General features: G+C 56.8%; 20 protein-coding genes. 3 read left to right on the top strand and 17 right to left on the bottom strand.

Going from position 1 to position 18,611, the window contains the following annotated elements:
* Nucleotides 1–52 precede the first annotated feature (52 nt).
* The 5 genes from MCG44_RS07735 to tsaE all read right to left on the bottom strand — a co-directional run bounded on the left by MCG44_RS07735 (nucleotide 53) and on the right by tsaE (nucleotide 4,615).
* Nucleotides 53–1,444 (bottom strand): UDP-N-acetylmuramoyl-tripeptide--D-alanyl-D-alanine ligase, encoded by a 1,392-nt coding sequence (locus MCG44_RS07735; protein ID WP_186852624.1) that lies wholly within the window; start codon nucleotides 1,442–1,444, stop codon nucleotides 53–55.
* A complete protein-coding gene (locus tag MCG44_RS07730) occupies nucleotides 1,444–2,496 on the bottom strand; it encodes a D-alanine--D-alanine ligase (RefSeq protein ID WP_147571899.1) in 1,053 nt (350 codons plus the stop codon). The genes MCG44_RS07735 and MCG44_RS07730 overlap by 1 nt, the downstream gene beginning before the upstream one ends.
* 322 nt (nucleotides 2,497–2,818) lie before the next feature.
* On the bottom strand, nucleotides 2,819–3,454 hold the full coding sequence (gene upp / locus MCG44_RS07725) for a uracil phosphoribosyltransferase (RefSeq protein WP_147571900.1): 636 nt from the start codon (nucleotides 3,452–3,454) through the stop codon (nucleotides 2,819–2,821).
* A 19-nt stretch (nucleotides 3,455–3,473) separates the two neighbouring features.
* Entirely contained in the window at nucleotides 3,474–4,187 is a 714-nt protein-coding gene (gene tsaB / locus MCG44_RS07720) for a tRNA (adenosine(37)-N6)-threonylcarbamoyltransferase complex dimerization subunit type 1 TsaB (protein WP_147571901.1), read from the bottom strand.
* Nucleotides 4,184–4,615 carry a tRNA (adenosine(37)-N6)-threonylcarbamoyltransferase complex ATPase subunit type 1 TsaE gene (gene tsaE, locus MCG44_RS07715; protein ID WP_240287583.1) on the bottom strand — a complete coding sequence of 144 codons (432 nt, stop codon included), beginning with the start codon at nucleotides 4,613–4,615 and terminating at the stop codon, nucleotides 4,184–4,186. Before tsaE ends, tsaB begins: the two co-directional genes overlap by 4 nt.
* Before the next feature lie 175 nt (nucleotides 4,616–4,790).
* On the opposite strand from tsaE, the gene MCG44_RS07710 reads away from it, so the two are divergent.
* Entirely contained in the window at nucleotides 4,791–5,930 is a 1,140-nt protein-coding gene (locus tag MCG44_RS07710; protein ID WP_186852662.1) for an FtsW/RodA/SpoVE family cell cycle protein, read from the top strand.
* A 38-nt stretch (nucleotides 5,931–5,968) separates the two neighbouring features.
* Here MCG44_RS07710 and MCG44_RS07705 read toward each other — a convergent pair whose 3' ends face one another.
* From MCG44_RS07705 to MCG44_RS07650, 12 genes are all read right to left on the bottom strand, one after another.
* A complete protein-coding gene (locus tag MCG44_RS07705) occupies nucleotides 5,969–6,769 on the bottom strand; it encodes an RnfABCDGE type electron transport complex subunit B (protein WP_147571904.1) in 801 nt (266 codons plus the stop codon).
* An 18-nt stretch (nucleotides 6,770–6,787) separates the two neighbouring features.
* Entirely contained in the window at nucleotides 6,788–7,396 is a 609-nt protein-coding gene (locus tag MCG44_RS07700) for an electron transport complex protein RnfA (protein ID WP_147571905.1), read from the bottom strand.
* A gap of 5 nt (nucleotides 7,397–7,401) precedes the next feature.
* Nucleotides 7,402–8,088, bottom strand: a complete 687-nt coding sequence (gene rsxE, locus MCG44_RS07695) for an electron transport complex subunit RsxE (protein WP_147571906.1) — start codon at nucleotides 8,086–8,088, stop codon at nucleotides 7,402–7,404.
* Nucleotides 8,089–8,104: 16 nt separating this feature from the next.
* Complete coding sequence (locus tag MCG44_RS07690; RefSeq protein WP_186852628.1) at nucleotides 8,105–8,638, bottom strand: FMN-binding protein; 534 nt, start codon at nucleotides 8,636–8,638, stop codon at nucleotides 8,105–8,107.
* On the bottom strand, nucleotides 8,635–9,579 hold the full coding sequence (locus MCG44_RS07685) for an RnfABCDGE type electron transport complex subunit D (RefSeq protein ID WP_147571908.1): 945 nt from the start codon (nucleotides 9,577–9,579) through the stop codon (nucleotides 8,635–8,637). The genes MCG44_RS07690 and MCG44_RS07685 overlap by 4 nt, the downstream gene beginning before the upstream one ends.
* Entirely contained in the window at nucleotides 9,579–10,889 is a 1,311-nt protein-coding gene (gene rsxC / locus MCG44_RS07680; RefSeq protein WP_147571909.1) for an electron transport complex subunit RsxC, read from the bottom strand. Before rsxC ends, MCG44_RS07685 begins: the two co-directional genes overlap by 1 nt.
* Nucleotides 10,890–11,329: 440 nt before the next feature.
* Nucleotides 11,330–11,485, bottom strand: a complete 156-nt coding sequence (locus MCG44_RS07675; protein ID WP_186852629.1) for a hypothetical protein — start codon at nucleotides 11,483–11,485, stop codon at nucleotides 11,330–11,332.
* 92 nt (nucleotides 11,486–11,577) lie between these two features.
* On the bottom strand, nucleotides 11,578–12,684 hold the full coding sequence (locus tag MCG44_RS07670) for an S-layer homology domain-containing protein (protein ID WP_186852630.1): 1,107 nt from the start codon (nucleotides 12,682–12,684) through the stop codon (nucleotides 11,578–11,580).
* Nucleotides 12,681–13,349 (bottom strand): redox-sensing transcriptional repressor Rex, encoded by a 669-nt coding sequence (locus MCG44_RS07665; RefSeq protein ID WP_147571911.1) that lies wholly within the window; start codon nucleotides 13,347–13,349, stop codon nucleotides 12,681–12,683. The genes MCG44_RS07670 and MCG44_RS07665 overlap by 4 nt, the downstream gene beginning before the upstream one ends.
* Before the next feature lie 171 nt (nucleotides 13,350–13,520).
* Nucleotides 13,521–14,975: an alanine/glycine:cation symporter family protein gene (locus MCG44_RS07660; RefSeq protein WP_147571912.1), complete on the bottom strand. Its 1,455-nt coding sequence runs from the start codon at nucleotides 14,973–14,975 to the stop codon at nucleotides 13,521–13,523.
* Between the two features lie 201 nt (nucleotides 14,976–15,176).
* The gene (sigE, locus tag MCG44_RS07655) at nucleotides 15,177–15,905 is read right to left on the bottom strand and encodes an RNA polymerase sporulation sigma factor SigE (RefSeq protein ID WP_207721928.1); all 729 of its coding nucleotides are present in this window, start codon (nucleotides 15,903–15,905) and stop codon (nucleotides 15,177–15,179) included.
* Entirely contained in the window at nucleotides 15,902–16,783 is an 882-nt protein-coding gene (locus tag MCG44_RS07650) for a sigma-E processing peptidase SpoIIGA (protein ID WP_240287581.1), read from the bottom strand. The genes sigE and MCG44_RS07650 overlap by 4 nt, the downstream gene beginning before the upstream one ends.
* 211 nt (nucleotides 16,784–16,994) lie before the next feature.
* Between MCG44_RS07650 and MCG44_RS07645 the strand changes: the two genes are divergently transcribed.
* Together MCG44_RS07645 and MCG44_RS07640 are read left to right on the top strand one after the other, a co-directional pair.
* Nucleotides 16,995–17,306 (top strand): PadR family transcriptional regulator, encoded by a 312-nt coding sequence (locus MCG44_RS07645; protein WP_412531138.1) that lies wholly within the window; start codon nucleotides 16,995–16,997, stop codon nucleotides 17,304–17,306.
* Nucleotides 17,307–17,445: 139 nt separating this feature from the next.
* Nucleotides 17,446–18,588, top strand: coding sequence for a DUF2812 domain-containing protein (locus MCG44_RS07640; protein ID WP_240287579.1), 1,143 nt, complete (start codon nucleotides 17,446–17,448; stop codon nucleotides 18,586–18,588).
* The last annotated feature ends 23 nt before the right edge of the window (nucleotides 18,589–18,611 follow it).

Raw genomic sequence — 18,611 nt, 5'->3', positions numbered from 1 at the left:
AGTTTATCTATTTCCGCTCCACCAGACCGATTCGGTTTGGTAGAACTCTATGCTACGCTTCTTTGGTATGCTCCAACAGGAAGGCTGTCAGGTCCTCCAGCTTCATCCCCCTGGACGCTTTGACCAGGAAGGTGCTGTTGGGACGGATCAGCTCCTCTAGCACCACTTTCGCCGCCTCTTTGTCCGCGCAGTGATACACCAGAGGAACTCCAGAGTCCCTGGCGCCCTGGGCAATATGCTCCGATTCCTCTCCCACCGCCACAAGGCATTGGATCCCAGCCCGGCCCAGACACTCGCCTACGCCGCTGTGGAGGGCGGGGGAAAAGGGGCCCAGCTCCAGCATATCACCCAGCACAGCCACCTTCCACTCCCCCAGACTGTCCGCCAGCACGCTGACAGCCGCCCGCATGGACTGGGGATTGGCATTATAGGTGTCGTCCAAAATGGTAATTCCTTCCCCCCGGCGCAGGACATTCATCCGCATGCGGGTCGGTACAAACTGGGTCAGCCCCTGCTCGATCTCGTCGGCAGTCAGCCCAAATCGCTCTGCCACAGCGGTGGCGGCCAGCGTGGGATAAATCATATGTTCTCCCAGTGCTGGGATGCGGACTTCCCGGTCCATAGCCGGCGTGGTCAGCCGACAGAGAATATGGCTGACGCTGTCGCCTCCTGTGATATGGGCCTGATATTCCAGTCCCTCCTCTTTGCCGTAAAAGACCGCCGGCACAGTAGTGTGCCCCCGGAGAGTGGACAACAGCTCATCATCTCCGTTCAATACCAGCAGACCATTTCCCTTTACATGAGGCAGAAGCTCACACTTTGCCTTAAAAATATTTTCCCGGCTGCCCAGGCGCTCAATGTGGGCATCTCCGATATTGGTGATGATTCCCACGTCCGGCTTGACAATCTCTGCCAAATAGTCAATCTCCCCGGCCTTGTCCATGCCCATTTCCAGGACACAAATCTGATGCTCCCCGGTGAGCCGCAACAGGGTAAGGGGCAGTCCCACATTGTTGTTGAAGTTCCCTTCAGTCTTCAGCACCTTATACTTTGTACCCAATACAGCGGCCACCATATCCTTCGCGGTTGTCTTGCCAACACTGCCGGTAATGGCTACAAATGGGATATCAAATCTTCCCTTGTACCATGCCGCCAGATCACGCAGGGCCTTCTGGGTATTGGAAACCTTGACATAGAACTTTCCAGGCAGATAATTCTCTCGTTCCCGGGCTGTAATACAGCCCACTGCCCCTCCCTCCAGCGCGGCATTAATGTAGGCGTGCCCGTCAAATCGCTCGCCGATCAGCGGGATAAACAGGGCTCCCTCATGGATATTCCGGCTGTCTGTATCTACACGTTGGATCAGGGCCTCCCGGTCCTGAAATTCACCCAGCAACGTTCCACCCACTGCCTCCAGCAGCTGGCCCAAAGTGATGGTTTCCATCACATTCCTTCCTTTCTGGCTTCCAGAGATCTCTGGATAATGATCTCACACAATGAGGGATAATCGATCCCCACAGCGGCCGCCTCCTGGGGGACCAGACTGGTTGGCGTCATGCCAGGAAGTGTATTGATCTCCAGAAAATAGGGAGTACCGTCCTCCGTGACAATAAAATCGGCTCTAGCATATACCGCCAGCCCGATAGTCTGGAACACAGCCAGGGCCGCCTCTCCTACTTTTTTCTCCCACTCCTCTGGAATATGGGCGGGGCAGATCTCCTCTGCCGCACCAGGCTGGTATTTGTTCTCATAGTCGTAAAAGCCTTCTTTGGGAATGATCTCAATGGAGGGCAGGGCCTTTCCATCCAATACTGCCACCTGGATCTCACGGCCTTGAATGTACTGTTCCAAAACTGTTCGGCCGCCCAGTTTCAGGCTGTCATACAGCGCCTTCTCCAGTTCTTCCCTGTCATGGGCAATATAGACGCCAATGGAGGAACCGCTGGCGATGGGTTTGACCACCACAGGCAGGCAAGTCTCCTCAACCAGTGCCCCAATATTCTCTTTCGTGACCGTGACGGTCCTCCAACTGGGCGTGGTTACCCTATCGGCTACCAGCCGCTTGGTCAGATCCTTATCCATCGCAATAGCCGAGCCCAGACAGCCGGAGCCGGTATAGGGGACTCCCAGCAGATCCAGAGCGGCCTGGATCCGACCATCCTCGCCACAGGTCCCGTGGAGGGCCAGATAGACCACATCCGCATGGGCGCATAGCTCCAGCACACCTCGGCCAATCGCGGAGGGGCCCTGATCCTTTCTGCTGGCCCGCACCTGGTTCAGGTCAGGGGCCTGCCGAGCTACCCTCTTGAATTTCTCCGGGATCGGGGCTGAGTACAGCTCTTCTTCACTGCCGCTCCAATCCTCCAGCCCAAAAAACAGGTCCACCAGGGCCACCTGATGTCCCCGGTCCCGCAGGGCCTGGCACACCTTGGAACCGGAGGACAGGGATACGTTCCGCTCCGGACTCAGGCCGCCGGCCAGTACCACGATCTTCATATCAAACACCTCATTTGGTCAGTAGACATACTTATGACATTTTATACACTAATGGATTATTTTAGCACACCTGGACCAAATACACAAGACAGGCCTTGAAAAAAGCGTGGTATCTCTTGGCGAAAAGGATCATATATTGCGCTTCTCTCTCCAAAGTTTCTTTTCCATCTGTCTTTATAGAGGGACAAAAGGACGCAAACGGAAACACCGCTTGCGTCCTTTGTTGATCTTACTGTTTCCGGCAATTTAGCAAGGTCAAGCCTTGTTTATCAGCCGTTAAATATCCGTTATCCCCATTCATTCTGAATCTAACGGACTATCTTTATTTTGTTCCAAAAATACGGTCGCCGGCATCGCCCAGTCCTGGCACGATATAGGCGTGGTCATTTAGCTTCTCGTCTACCGCGGCCACATAGATCTCCACGTCAGGGTGATCCTTCTGAATGACCGCGATGCCCTCGGGCGCCGCGATAATGTTCATTAGCTTGATATGCTTACAGCCGTATCCCTTGATAAATGTGATCGCCGCAGAGGCAGAGCCGCCGGTAGCCAGCATGGGGTCGAGAATGATCACGTCACGCTCCGCGATGTCAGAGGGCATCTTGCAGTAATACTCCACAGGCTGATGGGTTTCAGGGTCACGGTACAGGCCGATGTGGCCCACCTTGGCGGAGGGGATCAAATCCAGGATACCATCCACCATTCCAAGACCGGCCCGCAGAATAGGCACGATGGCCAGCTTCTTCCCGGCCAGTTGCTTAAAGGTGCCGGTAGCGATGGGCGTCTTGATCTCCACGTCCTCCAGGGGCAGGTCTCTTGTGGCCTCGTAGCATTCCAGAGCCGCGATCTCGGATACGATCTCTCTGAACTCCTTAACGCCGGTCTTTTCGTCCCGGAGAATAGCTACCTTGTGCTGCAGCAGAGGGTGGTCTAGAATATGTACTTTCTCATTAAACATTGGCAGGATCCCCTTCATTTTATTTTTTGGTCTGACGTTCCCGCTCTAAACGCTCCCGTTCCGCTTGGGAAAGTCGGTGGTATACCGGCTCTAGTTCCCGCCCCTTGACCAGGGCGCCCTGAGCCGCTAACTCCTCCGCCGCTCGTGCCACACCCCAGGCGCACTGCATTCTCAAATACCGGGGTGCCAATTTTAATGTCAGACCAGCTTCCGTCAAGATATTATAGCACAGTTTGGCTCCATCTCCAACGACAATTTTCGAATTGTTGTAATTTTTCAGTTCTTCTCCCAGTTCCTCCAAGGAGATGGCCCGGTCCGGAGACAGCCGCCTCAGCTTGTCTCCCTCCGCCAAAAATAGGGCGTTGTATACCTGATCACGCCGGGCATCCATGGCACAGACGATAAGCTCGCCCTCCATATGGGCCAGCGGCCAGGCCATAGACTCCAGGGTAGAGCAGGGAGCGCAGTCCTTGTCCTCGCCCCAGGCTAGTCCTTTGGCCGTAGCCACCCCAATGCGAAGCCCCGTGAATGAACCAGGCCCGGCCGCTACGGCGATCACATCAACCTTGTCCAAACTCTCTCCACAGTTCTTCAGCAGATCGTGTACCATTGGCAGCAGCGTCCTGCTGTGGGTGAGGCCGCTATTCTGGAAGGACTGGGCCACCAGCTCACCATCTCTGCACAGGGCCACCGAACAGGCCGTGGCAGAGGATTCCAACGCTAAGATATTCAAAGGTCCACCCCCTTGATCTGGATGACACGCTGGTCCTGGCTCTCTCCCCGGCGGATCTCGACCCATATGGTGTGACGATCCAGAGCCTCTTTTACATTCTCGCTCCACTCCACGGCACACACGCCGCCTCGGGCCAGGTAGTCCTCCCAACCGATGTTGAACAGCTCGTCGGCAGAGGACAACCGGTACATATCAAAATGAAACAACGGAAGGCGCCCCCCCTCGTACTCGTTTACGATGGTAAAGGTAGGACTGGTCACTCGGTCCGGAATGTCAAGTCCTTTGGCCAGCCCTCTTGCAAACGCGGTCTTTCCCGCGCCCAGGTCACCGGTAAACGCCACCACAGTGCTCTGGTCCAGTATCTCGCCCAGCCGACGGCCCAGGGCCTCGGTTTCCTCCTCTGAATTGGACACGAACTGCTCTGCCATTGCTTACCTCTCCCTGTTCACAAAAAATTTTCACATACAAAAAAGATTATACCATGATATGGTTTGCGTTTCCACTAAAATGTGCTAGAATATATTGTCACATTATTTGGCAGGAGGTGAGGCATTGTCCCTTCTCTTTTCCCCTATTCGAGAATTTTTTAAAAAGGGAGACCGGATGCTCCTGTTTTTCGCCCTTTTAGCCAGCGGATACGGTCTGCTGCTGATCTACTCAGCTACTCAATATCTGGACAATGACCGGTTTATACGGTTCATGCTGGTGCAGACAGCTGCTATTTTTCTGGGCGTGGTGGCCTATATGCTGCTAACCCTTGTGGATTTCCGGCTGTTCACCGAAAAAAACTGGCGGCTGCTGTTGGCCTTCAATGTCCTGTTTATCCTCCTGCTCCTCACTCCCCTCGGGACAGACCATGGAATGGGAAATGTAAACTGGCTGTCTATCCCCGGTTTCCCGGTGGATATTCAGCCAAACGAAATCGTCAAGCTGCCCTTCATCCTTCTCCTCTCGCTACAGATCACCCAGATTCAAGAGGAAGGCCGCGACATTAGTTCCCTCCCCTCTCTCATCCAAATCGGCGGTCACACAGTATTTATGCTGGGATTGATTGCCGTTGTCTGTGGAGATATGGGAATGTGCGTCATCTATATGATGATCTTCGTGTTTATGGCCTGGGCCTCAGGCGTCAAATTGCGGTGGTTTCTCCTTGTGGGCGGTGGCCTGCTGGCCGCGGTAGTCATTCTGTGGCTCTTTGTCCTGCCCGAGACCAGCCTATGGACCGACTACCGGATTATGCGCTTCCGGGTGGTCTTGGACCACGACCTGGACCCGTTAGGAAAGGGCTATCAACAGAGCCGCTCTATCCTGGCCATTGGTTCGGGTCAACTCTTCGGTCAGGGCTATCTCCAGGGCATCCAGACCCACGCCTCCAACAGCGATGCCCTCCCCGAGCGGTACAACGACTTCATCTTCGCTGTGTGCGGTGAGGAACTGGGGATGGCAGGCTGTCTGCTCCTGCTGCTGATCTTAGGCGCCGTGGTCTTCCGGTGCCTCTGGGTGGGACGCCACGCCAGCTCTCCCTTTGACGCCTATGTCTGTATCGGTGTCGCCGGGATGCTGCTGGTCCAAATCATATTAAATGTGGGAATGTGTCTCTTTGTCCTGCCTGTCATGGGACTGACGCTCCCCTTCATCAGCTACGGCGGTTCCTCCATTGTCACTCTGTATGCCGCCCTGGGCCTTGTTTCCAGTGTAAAAGCGAGGGCGCTGCCCAGTTGGTTAAAGGACCGAAGCCTATAAAAAGAGCCATCCCGTCCGGGATGGCTCTTTTCTTATGATTACTCGGCAGCCGGGACATGGATGACGCCCACAGGGCACTCCTTGACACACAGCTGACAGCCAATACACTTGTCCTGGTCGATGCGCGCCAGGTTGTTCTCCACAGTGATAGCCTCCTTGGGGCAGGCCTTGGCACACTTCATGCAGCCGATACAGCCGGCAGTACAGGCCTTCCGGGTATCGGCGCCCTTATCCTTATTCTGGCACAGGACCACGGGCTTACGCTTATGCTCGGGGATGATAGAGATGACCGCATTGGGGCAGACAGCGGCACAGGCGCCACAGCCCACACACTTCTCACGGTCCACCTTAGCGATCCCGTCCACGATGTGAATGGCGTCAAAGGCGCAGGCACGGGTACAGTCCCCATAGCCCAGACAGCCATACTTACACATACCATCGCCGCCATAGAGGCCCTTGACGGCCTGGCAGCTGTGGATGCCCTCGAACTCGTAGCGTTTGGAGGTCTTTTCACAGGTGCCGGAACAGGCGACCACCGCTTTCATGGGAGTGGCGGAGCTGGCCTCCACACCCATGATCTCCGCAATGGCGGCCAGGGACTTCGCCCCGCCGGGGGTACACTTATTGATGGCGTTGCCGTCCTCCACGATGCTCTTGGCGTAGTCGGCACAGCCGGCACAGCCGCAAGCGCCGCAGTTGGCACCAGCCAAAACGGCGGTAATCTTTTCAACACGCTCGTCCACAGGGACATACATGAAGATAGAGGCGGCCACCAGGATCACCGCGCCGATCAAACCGATCACGGTGACGACAATGATTGCAAGGATAATTGGATCCATATTACTCTCCCCCTCCTATCAGACACGGAAGATGGCTTCCACGATACCGCCGAAGCCCATAAAGGACAGGGAGGTCATGGCAGCAGCCACCAGAGTGATGGGCAGGCCCTTAAAGCAGGCAGGAGTCACGGCCTGCTCCACACGGCGGCGGACGCCGGAGAACAAGACCATGGCTACCAGGAAGCCGATGCCGGCGCCGGCGGCGCAGACGATGGACTCAATGAAGTTGTAGCCGTTGTCAATGTTCAAAATGGTGACGCCCAGGATGGTGCAGTTAGTGGTGATCAGGGGCAGATATACGCCCAGTGCCTTATACAGAGCGGGGACAAACTTCTTCAGGAAGTTCTCCAGCAGCTGTACCAGGATGGCGATGATCAGGATGAACACGATGGTCTGTAGATAACCCAGGTCCCAGGCCCCGCTGTCAGGGGTCAGCAGGAGCATCTGGATAGGCCAGGTGGCGGCAGTGGCCACCACCATGACGAAGGTAACGGCCAGGGACATGCCTACGGCGCTGTCCAGCTTCTTGGAGACACCCAGGAAGGGGCAGATACCCAGGAACTTAGCAAGAACGTAGTTGTCGACCAGGATCATGGTAAAGAAGATGCTGGCCAATTTCAGAGCCATTTCCATTACGCATTACCCCCTTCCTCGACCTGAGCGGGCGCGGCGGCCTTCTTAGGACGGGTGGTCAGCCAGGTGGCGGCGGCCATCATGACACCAAAGACGAAGAAGCCGCCGGGAGCGCTGGTCATCAGAGAGAAGGTATCGATGGACTCCGGGATCACCTGGATGGCAAAATCGGCGCCCAGAGCGGGAATCAGGCTGCCCAAGCCGGCCATCCAAGTACCGGAACCCAGGATCTCACGGATAGAGCCCATGATAGTCAGGGTAATGGTAAAGCCAATGCCCATGCCGATACCGTCCAGAGCGGAGTCCACGATGCCGTTCTTGGAGGCGAACATCTCGGCACGACCCAGGATGATGCAGTTGACCACGATCAGGGGCAGATACACACCCAGCGCCTTATCCAAATCGGGCACGAATGCCTTGACCAACATCTGCACCACAGACACGAAACCGGCGATAACAGTAATATAGCAGGGGATACGGACCTGGTCAGGGATGACCTTCCGCAGAGCGGAAATAACCACGTTGGAGCACAGCAGCACAAAGGTAGCCGCCAGACCCATACCGATGCCATTGGAGGCCATAGTAGAGGTGGCCAAAGTGGGGCAGGTACCCAAGACCAACCGGAGAACAGGGTTCTCATTCAAAAAACCGTTGGTTAAAATATGAAGTTTATTATTACTACTCATCTTGACTCACCGCCTTTCAAGGAATCTGGTTATAGGCGTCGATGGCGGAGTTCACAGCGTTGTTCACCGCACGACTGGAAATAGTGGCGCCGGAATAGGCGTCCACATCGGTACCCAGGACCAGGGCCTGAGTGGCAGGCAGGCCGCTGTAATTGGCCTGATACTCGCTGTTTTCCGTCACATTGCTGCCAATACCCTTGGTCTCGGCGGCTTCGGTGACCTTGATCTGCTTGATGGTGTCATCGGGATTGAAGGCCACCATGACAGTGACCGTCCCACCGTAGCCCTTGGCAGAGCAAGTAATCACAGTGCCCACTCCATTATCCGCGGTGTAGATGTCAGACACGTTCTCCACCGCGACACCCTCCACCTTGGTGAAGTTATCCGCGTCAGGCAGCAGCTCCTTCCTGGCCTGCTCCTGTGCCACACGGATGGCCTCGTCAATGATGGGCTTTGTTACCTTGTTCGTAGCGGCCAGAGCCCCGGTGACGATGATACAGATGACCACCAGCACCACGATGGGCTTAAATACGCGATTCCAGTTGCTCATTTCGCGGCACCTCCCTTTTTCACCTTGGCGATACCCAGCTTATCCTGACGGGTGTTGACCTCGATATAGGGGACCAGCAGATTCATCAGCAGGATGGCGAAGGACACGCCCTCATTCATCGTACCCAGGAAGCGGATCGCGCAGGTGATGATGCCCAGGCCCAGGCCGAAGATTATCTTGCCCTTGTTGGTGGTAGGGGAAGTGACATAGTCAGTGGCCATAAAGAAGGCGCCCAGCATCAGGCCGCCAGAGAGCAGCTGCACGATGGGGTCCCGGCCAGCGACCAGGGACAGGACAGCCACAGTGGCCAGATAAGTAACCGGGATGACCGGGCTAATGACCTTGGTAGCGATTAGATAGATGCCGCCGATCAGAATCGTGATGGCGCAGGTCTCGCCCAGGACGCCGCCGTGGTTACCCAGCAGCAAAGTCACATACTCACTGGAGCCCAGCTGGTCAAAAACGGCCAGCGGAGTAGCGGAGGCCAGAGCGTCAATCCCATTCTCAGGCTTGGGGTAGCTGGCCATACGGCTGGCAAAGCCAACCGCAAGAGCGATACGGGCCACAATGGCGGGATTGGCGAAGTTGTAGCCCATGCCGCCGAAGAGCTGCTTCACGATAACGATGGCGATAAAGGCACCCACGATAGCCATCCACCAGGGCAGGCTGGCGGGCAGGTTAAAGGCCAGCAGGAGGCCAGTCACGACGGCGGAGAAATCAGCGATGGGTACCTCACGGCCCACCATCTTGCAGTAGCCCCACTCAAAGAAAACACAGGCGGCTACGGTGATAGCGGTAAGGATAAGGGAATTAATTCCAAAAATAAACACAGAAGCGATCAGCGTGGGCACCAGGGCAATACAGACCCGCTGCATGATCTTCTGGGTGGAGTCCGCGCTGGTGATATGGGGCGCGGCGGTGACGATCAGTTTGTTGGCCATCACTTCTTACCTCCATTCTTCATCATGATCTTAGCCAGGGCGATGGAGGGTGCCAGAGGCCGCTTTGCGGGGCAGACAAAGGAACAAGTGCCGCAGCTCATGCACAGGTCGGCGTTGAGCTGCTGGAGCAGTTCCACGTTGCCGTCGTTATAGGCCTGGACGATCTCCTTGGCGGACAGGCCCAGAGGGCAGGCGTTGGTACACCGGCCACAGTGGATGCAGTTTGTGGCCTTGGGGATGTGGGCCCACTTCTTGGAGAAGGCCAGAACAGCGTTGTTGTTTTTCAGGACCGGCTGGGACAGGTCAGCGATGCAGTTGCCCATCATAGGGCCGCCATAGAGCACCTTGCCGGGCTCGTCGGTAAAGCCGCCGCAGAAATCCAGCAGCTCCTGGACAGGAGTGCCGATGATGACCTCGACGTTCTTGGGCTCTTTGACGATGTCGCCGTCCACCGTGAGGCGCTTGGTGACCAGAGGCATGCCGGTCTCCAGATACTTGCCCACAAAGGCCACAGAGGTAACGTTCATGACGATAACCCCCACGTCAGAGGGCAGGCCGGGGAAGGGAACTTCCCGTCCGGTGCAATTCTCAATCAGGACTTTCTCAGCGCCCTGGGGATAGCGGCAGGGCAGCTCCTTGACCTCGACACCGGGCATATCAATGGCATCCTTCATCTTGGCGATTGCCTGGGGCTTATTTCCCTCGATGCCGATGACGCACTTTTTGATGTCCAGATACTTCATGACTGCCTTGATACCGCCCAGGATGAAGTGGGTGTCCTCGATCAGGCAGCGGTTGTCAGAAGTGATGTACGGCTCACACTCAGCGCCATTGATCACCAGAGTGTCGATCTCATCCAGATTCTTAGGCGCCAGCTTGACCGCAGTGGGGAAGCCGGCTCCGCCCAGTCCAACCAGGCCACTGGCCCGGATGGCATCCTGGAAAGACTTTAGGTCTGTCACCACCGGGGGCGCCACGGCGGGGTCCACCTTCTGCTCCCCGTCTGGAATGATGACCACGGCGGTCTGGGCCGCGCCATTGGGAGCGGTAATGGTGACGATGCTGTCCACGGTGCCGGATACGCCGGAGTGGATGTCGCTGGACACGAAGCCTCCGGCCTTGCCTACCACGGTACCTACATACACCTGATCGCCCTTGGCCACGGCGGGGGCAGCCGGAGCGCCAATGTGCTGTCCCATGGACAGAACGATCTTAGACGGCAGCGGCATCACTACCGTTTCAAGGTTGGAAGTCCTTTTTTCATGAGGGACTCCCGCACCTTGCGCGGAACGTTTGAGAAATTTACTCATTCAGATTTCGACCTCCCTATACTGCAATCGCTGGAACTGTGGAGCCTGGACACGCATTTTATACGGTCCCCCTCTTCCCTCCTGACAGGAACTGGAAACCACTGGGGGACCCCGCCCCTCTATCATACCCATGCCCCGCGGCGTCCGAGTTCAGCGGACGCACGACAAAACCCGCCGGACCCCGTTTCTCCTGTAAAACAAGTCCGTCGGTTCTGCTTGCGGGCTTTATCATACACCTTTTATGGAAAAATTGCAAGATTGATTTCGAAAAAAACGACCTGTTTCCCGAGCATTCTTCCCCCTCTCCCAAAGGATTTCACCCCACCGGCATTTCCTTCTCTTCCATAGCCGCACCCCAGGCACAGGCTTGTCCGCGTTGACCATAAAAAAGGCGCGGGCCCTCTCAGGTCCGCGCCTCCCAATCAATCTGGATCGCCTGGTCAGCAGCCACAGCCGCAGCCGTTGTTATTGTTACAGCCACAGCCATTGTTGCAGCCACAGCTATTGCCCCAGCCGCCGCAGCAGAACAGGATGATGATCAGAATGATGATCCACAGGCAGCCTCCGCCGCCCCAACCGTTATTGCAGCACCCCATTTGAAGTACCTCCTGATATGAAGTTCTGAGAGGGGCTGTTTGCCGCTCTCAATCTCATCATATGCGGAGGGGGCGGATGGGTTCTGCCTATGTCAGATAATTTTTTCCGCGAAGGCACGCAGCATCGTGGCCACTTCAGCCCGGTTAGCGCTCTTTTGTGGACTGAGCGTCAGGCTGTCGGCAGAAGAACTGCTGATGATTCCCTCCGCCACAGCCCAGGACAGGGCATTATGAGCCCAGTCGCTGGCCTGCCCCAGGTCCTGATACCCGGACAGGTCGGCCCCCTCAGCCGCTTCCAGCCCAAGGTAACTCGTGGTGAAGCTGTACAGCAGCGCCGCCACCTGCTGGCGGGTCACTTGCTGCTCCGGGCTGAAGGTGTCTGCTCCTGTTCCAGCTGTAATTCCCTGCTCCGCGCCCCACTTCACATAAGGGGCATACCAGGCACTCTCCGGCACGTCGGCAAAGGTGACACTGGCGCGCTCCAGTTCCTCTTTCGGCGCTCCAGCCATCTGGTAGAGCACCGTCATCAGCATAGCTCGGTTCATAGCTGAACTCGGTCCAAAGTGGTGCTCGTCCATCCCCGAAAACAGTGTGTTTCGGTACACATAATCTACGGGAGCGTAGTACCAATCCGTCTGGCATACATCATAGAAGGGCGTCGGATCCTCTCTGCCGTCTTCCAGGGCATAGACGCCCTGGAGCCCCAACTGGGCCGCCCCGGACAGGACCGTTACACTGGCCACAGTATTCTCTCCCACCAGGTATCGGTGTCCGGAGGTCAGGCGGGCCCCGGAGGCCAGCTCTATTCCGTCTGTCACATCTATGAAAGCCCCGTCGTGAGAAACGGAGGCGGCTCCGTTCATCAACATGACTCCAGCCCCAGTGGTCAGTGTCATCTCATCGCCATCCGACCAATCTCTGGCCTGGAGCGTGGCGCTGTATGCGCCGCTCTCTTCGCCGGCCAGTTGCGCCAGATAGCCCTGATGCAGGTTATCGAGGCCTTTTTTGCTCTCCTCGTAAGTGCCCTGTAAGGCTTTTTCCGCAGCTTCGTTTCCAGTAGACACAGCCTTGGGCACAAAAGTCCCGGTCAGATAGCTGAGGCTGATCAGGCTGTCGCCCCCCGAAAGGGCATAAGCGCCGCAGGCCAGCATACCCAGCAGCATCACACCGCACAGCAGGCCGATCACAGGCCTTCTCATTGTGGCTCCCCCTTCTTCTCTTCCTCCCGATCCTCCCGCTGGGTAATCATGTAGCTCAGAGCCAAAAGGCTGTCAGAAAAATGGACCGATTCCACCACCACATCATCCCGAACACAGGATATCTCATAGTTTGTAAAATTCCAGATGCCGCGAACTCCGGCGGCCACCAGCCGGTCCCCCATCTCCTGGGCAGCGGCGATGGGCACTGTCAGCAGGCCTACGCTCACTTGGTTTTCCCCCAAAAAGGCCTCCAGGGAATCCGCATGATACACAGGCACCCCAGCGATTCTGGTCCCCACCACCCGCTCATTTACGTCAAAAGCGGCCAAAAGCTGAAAGCCGTTACTGGAAAATTTAAAATTTTCTATGATAGCCCGGCCTAGGTTGCCGGTCCCCAGCACCACAATGGTATGGCCCTGATTAATGCCCAAAATATCACCGATCTCCTCTTTCAGGCTGTCCACCTTATATCCATAGCCCTGCTGCCCAAAACCACCGAAGCAGAACAAATCTTGGCGGATTTGAGAAGCGGTCAGTCCCATAGATTTCCCTAAGGCATTGGAGGATATCCGGACAACGCCGGACTCCTGAAGCTCTGAGAGCTGTCGGTAGTATCTGGGCAGGCGGCGTATCACCGCCGTTGATACTCGGGTATTTCGTTTCATAGCTTTCGCCTCATCTGCACAACCTCCCCTATACAGCGGAGGCCACTGGATATGATGTTTTTATATAGTTTACCTGATTGCCCCCCCTTGTGTCAAATCCTTTTACGACTCAAAAGGCCCAGGGACGATTCGTCGTCCCTGGGCCTTTTATTGGCAGAAAGCCTGCCAGATTCAGTTCCAAAAATCAGTTTTTTCCTTCAGGCCGATGCTGGAGGCTTTGAATACAGGGTTCTTGCCCGCCCTGCGCTGTTCCATGTAGTCCTGAAGGGCCCGCATAGCTGTACGGCCCAAAATGACAATGACCGGCAGGTTGATGATGGCCATAATGCCCATGAGCACATCGGCCAGGTCCCAGACCAAGCCAAAGGACAACTGGGCCCCTACAAAGACCAGCCCGCAAGCGATAAGCCGGAACACAGTCATCGGCACGCTTCCCAGCTTGCGGTTAGCGATGTAGTTCAAACAGCCCTCACAGTAGAACAAGTTGCCCAGCAGGGTAGTGAAAGCGAAGAGCAGCAGCGCAAAGGTGATAAAGTAGGGGCCTACCGCGCCGAAGGTAGTAGCCAGAGACGCCTGGACCAGGGGCGCGCCCTCCAGTCCGCCCTTGATATCGATGCCGGTACACAGGCACATCATGGCCGTGGCGGTACAGACCAGGATGGTGTCAATAAAGACGGACAGCATCTGGACCAGTCCCTGCTTGACGGGGTGGGATACGTCAGCGGCCGCGGCGGCGTTGGGGGCGGAACCCACACCGGCCTCGTTGGAGTACAGGCCACGCTTAATGCCCTGCATGATGGCCGAGGAACCAAAGCCCACGGCACCGCCGAACATGGCTCCGAAATCAAATGCCTCGCTGAAAATGCGGCCCAGGACACTGGGGATCATATTCAGATTCATCACCATGACCACCAGGGCCATCAGGATATACAACACACCCATGACAGGGACCAAAACGCCGGTAACCTTGACGATCCGCTTGCCGCCGCCCAGTACACAGATGGCCACCAGGATGGCCAGGATCACGCCGCCCACTACGGCCACAACGCTGTACTCTTTGCCGCCCAGGGTAAAGGTGCCGGCACTGGCGTAGAAGTCATAGCTGGTAAAGCTGCTAATCAGGTTGTAGGAGGCCAGCATATTGAAACCACCGGCATAGGTGGCGATGAGGGCGATGGCGAAGACAACGCCCAGCACCCGGCTCTTAAGAGCCGCCTGAATGTAGTAGGACGGACCACCATAGCTGCCGCCCTCCGGGTCCTTTTTCTTATAGATCTGGGCCAGCGTGCTCTCTACAAAGGCAGTCGCGCCTCCCACAATGGCGATCAGCCACATCCAGAACACGGCGCCATAGCCGCCGATGGCGATGGCATTGGCCACACCTACAATATTTCCGGTACCCACGCGGCTGGCTGTGGATACCATCAGCGCCTCAAATGCGGAAACCGAGTGCTGATCCCCCGTCTTTTCTCCTACCACGCGAATCGACTCCGGCAGCAGGCGCAGCTGGACAAACTTGCTCCGGAAGGTGAAGTACAGGCCTACGCCCAGCAGCATGACGATCAACAGGTAACTGTACATGAAACCGCTGATCTGACTGATTAAGCCCGCGAACGCATCATACATAACGACATCTCCCTTTCTCTCTTCCTGTCATAATTTGCGCGAAGCAGAACATATCCCAGGAAATCAAAGTCTTCCGCCCCTCAGATCTCCTGGGATATTTCTCGGCCTTACTATACCACATCTCTCCGACTTTTACCAGAGGTTTTTCACAATTTATAAAAATGGTCAACGATAAGCAGCCAGCTTCTGTACAGTTTGCCCTCACATCATGCGGACGATCTCCTTCTTCAGCCGGGCGATGATCCGCTTCTCCAGCCGTGAGATATAGGACTGTGAGATGCCCAGCTGGTCCGCCACCTCCTTCTGTGTCCGCTCTGGGCGGCCGTCCAGCCCAAAGCGCATGGTAATAATCTGCCTCTCCCGGGGCTCCAGCCGGTCCATGGCCTGGCGCAGCAGCTGGCGGTCCACGTCCGCCTCGATGGGCCGCATGACCAGGTCCCCATCGGTCCCCAGAATGTCGGACAGCAGCAGCTCGTTTCCGTCCCAGTCGGTATTCAAGGGCTCGTCAAAGGACAGCTCTGTCTTCTGATTCGCTGTCTTTCTCAAATACATCAGGATTTCATTTTCAATGCAGCGGCTGGCATAAGTTGCCAATTTGATGCTTTTGGCCGGCTGGTAGGTGCCCACCGCCTTAATGAGCCCAATGGTCCCAATGGAGATGAGGTCCTCAATATTGATGCCGGTATTCTCAAACCGGCGGGCGATATAGGCCACCAGCCGGAGATTGTGCTCAATGAGCAGGTCTCTCGCCCCCCGGTCTCCCCGCTCCAGCCGGGCGATGAGCTCCGCCTCCGCCTCTCTTTCCAAGGGGGCGGGCAGGGTGTCGCTCCCCCCTATATACATCACCTTGCCGGGCAGGGACAGCCCCAGACTAGTCAGCAGGCTTTCCAAACGGTCCCGCAGTTTCCAAATAATCTCTCTCATACTCATGTGCACTCGTCCTTTCCATCCAGGGGCCCGATCAAAGCCCGGTACCCTCCTCCGTCTGACACAGGAGTTGGGGACAGGGCCACCAGAAGCGGCCCACGCTCCTTTCCACCCAGATTCAGGCTGTCCACCTTCAAGGCCAACAGCAGTCCTCTGTCCACCCCTACCGCACGGTAGGGCAACAGGCGAAAACGACCCTTCCACTCCCCGGTTCCGAGCCTGGCCATGGCACCGGCTGGATCCATAAGGTCGGCCGCCCGCGGCCTGCGGCACTCTGGAAACAGGCCGGACACACTGTCTCCCTCCGCCACCATCACAGGCCGTCCCGACACCGGGTCTGTCAGGGTATTCCCAGTATCCACCAGGGCGGTGAACTCCGCCGTCCGTTTCCCAAGCCGCAGTTTCGCCTGAAGGAGCTCTCCTGTCAAGGAATTATGCCTGCCAATTCGTTGAAAGACAGCCGTGAGGACCACATAGCAGACCGCAGCAGAGAGGAGCACCATCTTCAGGTCCAGGGAGGAATAAAACACTCCGCTCCCCAAACTCAGGCTCTTGCCGTCCAGCAGCCCGATGGCCACTACTCCACCTCCCAACGCGCAGGCCAGAGCCACAAAGATGAGCCCCTGGCGGAGCAGCCTCCGGCTCCCGCCGTAGGCCACCACCAGCATCAAAACGCAGGAGGCCAACTTACACCAGGGACCTGCCAGAAACGACATGCCTGGCAGAAAGATGGCCACAGCATAGGCTCCACCCAGAGCGGCCGCCGCTCCGAAGCGCAGCCGACGCAGTGGCTCCCCCGCTAGGCGGGCGGCGGCCAGCAGCAGTAGATAGTCAATGATCCCATTGAGCAGAAACAGGGTATCCACATAGATGACCGTCATGCCGAACCGCTCCCCTCTCTTCAGTTCCGCCTGTCTAAAGTCGGGCAGACCCTATTATAGGAGCTTGGCCGGAAAAAACCGGTCAGATTTCGGTTGGAAGAATTTGTGGAAAACCGCCTTTTCTCCCTGCCTGGTATTGACTTTTCTATTCCCTTGCCCTATAATATCGATATCCGATATCGTAATGCAATATTGAGGGGAGGGGACTGCTTTGGGCACAAAAGACAGAGGCCCGCTGACCGAGCCCATGTTCTATGTCCTCATGTCCTTTTTGCGCCAGGATATGTGCGGCACAGAGATCACGGAGTTTGTGGAACGGCGAACACGCGGACGAGTCAAGCTGGGGCCCGGAACTCTTTATACCCTGCTGGCCAAATTTCAGGACGAGGGATTCATTCAGGAAACTGAGGTAGACGGCCGGAAGCGCACCTACCGTCTAACGGACAAGGGCAGGCAGGCCTATCGTGAGGAATTGGACCGGCTTCGGGCCTGTGTTCTGGACGGAGAGGAGGAAGAACGATGAATAAGCGCATCAAGAAGCATCTTCCCTGCGGCCTGTACGACTTCAAAGGGCTGGAGCGCTGGCTGGACCTGTACGCAGACATATTGGTTGAATCAGAAAGGAGAAGAACATGAGCGGCACTGTCTTTCGCCTTTGCCCCGTGGGTGGATATGATATCCCGGCGCTGGAAATCTGGCTGGAAAAAATGGCTGGCAAGGGTCTGGTGTTTGACTGTACGGCGGGCCCTCTGACCCTTTTTGCCCGACAGGAGCCCGCTCCCCTCCGCTTCCATCTGGAGCCCGCCCACAACAAGACAGACCAGGAGGACCCGGAGTTGACTGACCTGTTCCGGGCGGCGGGCTGGAGCTATCTGGGCATCTTCCGTAAAAACTTCTTTGTGTTCGCCACCGCCGACCGGTCGGCCCAGGCCCACACAGACCCCGATGTGCTGGACTACGCCATCCGCCGCTTTTTCAAGCAGAAGCTGTTGGGCGGCATAGGTTTGGCAATCGTCAATTTTCTGTTATACAAATTCCTATATCCTTTTTCCAACGCCTTTTCTCTGTCCGATCTCCGCTACTTCTGGGCGGAGGCGCTGGCGGACGGCCCCCTCCCCTGGCTGCTGGCCCTGCTGGGCCTTCTGCTGGTGGACCTGGCCTATCTGCTCGGCCTGTTCACCCTCTGGCGGCTCCACCGGCGGAGTCAAAAGGGTCTGCCTCTCTCCCCTGCCCCCGGCCATCGCTTGGGCGGTGTTTTGACCTCCCTCTCCATCCTGCCCCTGGCGCTGGTGGCGGTGGAGATCGTATTCGTCTTTTTTACCCACGGCTATTTCCCCTATGACCTGGCCGACTCCAACTTTGTCACCATGAGTGAGATCGAGGGGCCGGAGTTCCGCCCCACTGGGGATACCATGTACAACATGGATTACATCTCCCACGGCGACACCCCCCTCACACCGGAGGAATGGTTCTTCTGGCAGTGGGAGTCAAACCGGGTCTTTGGCTCCGGCGGCTCTCTGGCTGACATCCCCCATCTGGAAATCAACATTACCCGTTATCTCCTCCCCGCCGTGGCGGAGCGGCGGGCCTGGGAGTGGAGGTCCTGGGGCGGACATGAGAACTATCGGGCTCTGGAGCCCGCTCACGGCCTGGAGGAAATCTGGTACTATCAGAGCGAACGAAACCCCGACTTCTATTACCTCGTCCTCCGCAAAGGCGGCCTCGTCATGCGGGTAGAGTACGAGGGCTCCAAGGATCTGACCCAATTTCTCCCTCGGTTTGCGGAAATGCTGGAAGCTCTTTGACGTCTTGTTCCAAAGGAGGTCAT

The organism is Lawsonibacter sp. OA9 (genome assembly GCF_022440585.1).
The sequence above is the reverse complement of the archived record's forward strand: the minus strand, read 5'-3'. Positions and strand labels throughout refer to the sequence as shown.

Excerpts from the sequence above, each read along its gene's own strand:
- MCG44_RS07735 (WP_186852624.1), bottom strand. The coding sequence starts at position 1,444 with ATGGAAACCATCACTTTGGGCCAGCTGCTGGAGGCAGTGGGTGGAACG.
- MCG44_RS07730 (WP_147571899.1), bottom strand. The coding sequence starts at position 2,496 with ATGAAGATCGTGGTACTGGCCGGCGGCCTGAGTCCGGAGCGGAACGTA.
- upp (WP_147571900.1), bottom strand. The coding sequence starts at position 3,454 with ATGTTTAATGAGAAAGTACATATTCTAGACCACCCTCTGCTGCAGCAC.
- tsaE (WP_240287583.1), bottom strand. The coding sequence starts at position 4,615 with ATGGCAGAGCAGTTCGTGTCCAATTCAGAGGAGGAAACCGAGGCCCTG.
- MCG44_RS07710 (WP_186852662.1), top strand. The coding sequence starts at position 4,791 with ATGCTCCTGTTTTTCGCCCTTTTAGCCAGCGGATACGGTCTGCTGCTG.
- MCG44_RS07705 (WP_147571904.1), bottom strand. The coding sequence starts at position 6,769 with ATGGATCCAATTATCCTTGCAATCATTGTCGTCACCGTGATCGGTTTG.
- MCG44_RS07700 (WP_147571905.1), bottom strand. The coding sequence starts at position 7,396 with ATGGCTCTGAAATTGGCCAGCATCTTCTTTACCATGATCCTGGTCGAC.
- rsxE (WP_147571906.1), bottom strand. The coding sequence starts at position 8,088 with ATGAGTAGTAATAATAAACTTCATATTTTAACCAACGGTTTTTTGAAT.
- MCG44_RS07690 (WP_186852628.1), bottom strand. The coding sequence starts at position 8,638 with ATGAGCAACTGGAATCGCGTATTTAAGCCCATCGTGGTGCTGGTGGTC.
- MCG44_RS07685 (WP_147571908.1), bottom strand. The coding sequence starts at position 9,579 with ATGGCCAACAAACTGATCGTCACCGCCGCGCCCCATATCACCAGCGCG.
- rsxC (WP_147571909.1), bottom strand. The coding sequence starts at position 10,889 with ATGAGTAAATTTCTCAAACGTTCCGCGCAAGGTGCGGGAGTCCCTCAT.
- MCG44_RS07675 (WP_186852629.1), bottom strand. The coding sequence starts at position 11,485 with ATGGGGTGCTGCAATAACGGTTGGGGCGGCGGAGGCTGCCTGTGGATC.
- MCG44_RS07670 (WP_186852630.1), bottom strand. The coding sequence starts at position 12,684 with ATGAGAAGGCCTGTGATCGGCCTGCTGTGCGGTGTGATGCTGCTGGGT.
- MCG44_RS07665 (WP_147571911.1), bottom strand. The coding sequence starts at position 13,349 with ATGAAACGAAATACCCGAGTATCAACGGCGGTGATACGCCGCCTGCCC.
- MCG44_RS07660 (WP_147571912.1), bottom strand. The coding sequence starts at position 14,975 with ATGTATGATGCGTTCGCGGGCTTAATCAGTCAGATCAGCGGTTTCATG.
- sigE (WP_207721928.1), bottom strand. The coding sequence starts at position 15,905 with ATGAGTATGAGAGAGATTATTTGGAAACTGCGGGACCGTTTGGAAAGC.
- MCG44_RS07650 (WP_240287581.1), bottom strand. The coding sequence starts at position 16,783 with ATGACGGTCATCTATGTGGATACCCTGTTTCTGCTCAATGGGATCATT.